3 protein-coding genes are annotated in these 1,982 nt (G+C 58.7%); 2 read left to right on the top strand and 1 reads right to left on the bottom strand.

The genetic code is table 11. The features are described 5' to 3' along the window. A partial coding sequence (locus AC629_RS43585; RefSeq protein WP_143199928.1) for a LysR family transcriptional regulator occupies window positions 1-107 on the bottom strand: 107 nt, incomplete at its 3' end. A 132-nt stretch (window positions 108-239) separates the two neighbouring features. Here AC629_RS43585 and AC629_RS43590 point away from each other — a divergent pair. Further along, window positions 240-815 (top strand): cysteine hydrolase family protein, encoded by a 576-nt coding sequence (locus AC629_RS43590; RefSeq protein ID WP_084810747.1) that lies wholly within the window; start codon window positions 240-242, stop codon window positions 813-815. Window positions 816-856: 41 nt separating this feature from the next. Further along, window positions 857-1,843, top strand: coding sequence for an FUSC family protein (locus AC629_RS43595; RefSeq protein WP_168195754.1), 987 nt, complete (start codon window positions 857-859; stop codon window positions 1,841-1,843). The last annotated feature ends 139 nt before the right edge of the window (window positions 1,844-1,982 follow it).

Here is a 1,982-nt window from a genome sequence, read left to right on the forward strand (position 1 = left end):
ATCTGCTGCGTGAGTGCGGGCTGGGCGAGATGAAGCCGTTCAGCGGCACGGGTCACATGCATCTCGTCGGCAACCGCACAGAAATAGCGAAGGTGACGGAGCTCCATACCGATACTCATAAACGATCATTTCTAGCCATTCAATATATTGGACCAATACGGTGGCGAAGCCGATATTGACCGCGAAGGGAGAGGTGATCACCACTCCCATTCCAGAAATCAACTCGGTCATCCAAAATCATGAGCACAGCCTTCGTCGCGCTCGACTACATCGTCGACATCATGCATCCCGAGGGCAAGGTTGCCCGTTCGGCAGCCCACGCCACGTCCCGCGGGATCATTGCCAAAGCCAACGAAGGACTTGCCATCGCTCGCGCCAAGGGCTGGCTCGTTGCATTGGTGAAGGTCGGTTTTTCTCCGAGCTATCACGAGCAACCCAAGGGTTCACCGATGTTCGGGCGCGCGCACGAGTTCGGCGCGCTGAAGCTTGGAGAACGCGGCGCCGAATTTCATCCCGACCTAATCATCGAACCGACCGATTTGATAATCAACAAGTTGCGGGTCAGCGCATTCTACGGTACGGCGCTCGAGCCTGCGCTGCGCGCGCGCAAGATAACACGACTGATCATTACTGGCGTAAGCAGCACCTGGGCTGTCCAATCGACCGCACGTGACGCCCACGATCGCGATTACGAGGTCATCATCCTTGAAGACGGGTGTGCCGCATCGGATGAACAGGATCACAGAAACTCGATGCAGGTGCTGCGATCAATCGCGCAGGTAATCGATGTCGAGGCGCTGCGTCACCTGCCATGAGCTCAACTGGTTGGCTGTGGCCGAGAATCGGGGAGAGTTCCTTGGCCCGGGCCCTGCTGCTTCTCGTGCCCATTCTGACATTGTCGCGGCTGACCGGTAATGAGATCTGGCTTCAAGCCGCGATCGTCGGACTCGCCTGCCAACTCACCCAGGAGCGCGCGGGCCTGGCGCCCTTCGGCATGCTCTTGCAGGGATTGGCGATTATCGCAGGCTACCTCCTGCTTGTATTTTCGCTGCGAGAACCTCCTCTTTTTGTCATCACCTGTACTTTGATGGCCGCCGGCGCCATTCGCCTCGACGCCGCTGGCCGCAAGCTCCGAACGATCGGCAACTTCACATACATTCCGTCGCTTTATCTCGCGTGCGAGATTTCCGACAAGCTTGGAAAGGGGGCAGACCCAGCAACTTATGCGGCCTTCGTGCTGGCGCCGCTGCCCTATATGCTGGCCACTGTGATGATGGCCATTTTTCTGGCCGGGCTCGAGCATCTGACCCAACGCCGACATGACGACATCAGCGTCGCTCGCCGTCTAGTGCGTCTCGCAAACAGTGCCGATTTCGGTGCGCCATCAGAAAATGGTGCGACGGTCGTGGCCGTGATGGTCGCGGTGGTCTTGATGACGACCCTCGTTGAGTGGCAAGAGCTAGGCTCTGGTCAATGGGCGATCTGGTCGGCGGTCAGCGTCGCCACGGCAGAGGTGGGGGCAAATCACCAGAAGCTCGGCAGCCGTGTTTTTGGAGCGTGCGTGGGCGTGCCAGTCGGTATCTGCCTCGGCTCTATCACGTCGCACAGCGCGTTAACATGCGATATGGCCATTCTCGGCTCGGTGATGACTTTGGTTGCGCTCAAACGCTACATCGTTGCCGTCACGGTGCGATACGGCCTCACCGCACTAGCCATTACCCTGAGCGGGCAAACGGCCTCAATCGCGGCCGAACGCATCGTCAACGTAATCATCGGCGGTTGCGTCGGGATCATCTGCGCCTACTGCGCTCAATTCATCCGCCGCAACACGGAGTCAATCTAGAGCAATGGACATCATAAGATACCGCGTTGATGGTCGCACTGCGTCTCTTTCTGCCTGAGAGTTGGACAAGCGACGCCCCTCGTTTGAAGCGCGCCCGCGTACCGGCCGAATACCGAACGCCACGATCCAAGCCGGAGAT

It is taken from the genome of Bradyrhizobium sp. NAS80.1, from assembly GCF_001908205.1.
Taxonomy (GTDB): domain Bacteria; phylum Pseudomonadota; class Alphaproteobacteria; order Rhizobiales; family Xanthobacteraceae; genus Bradyrhizobium.

What these genes read in the sequence shown, in the direction of transcription:
- AC629_RS43590 (WP_084810747.1), top strand. Translation starts at nt 240, where the DNA reads ATGAGCACAGCCTTCGTCGCGCTCGACTACATCGTCGACATCATGCAT.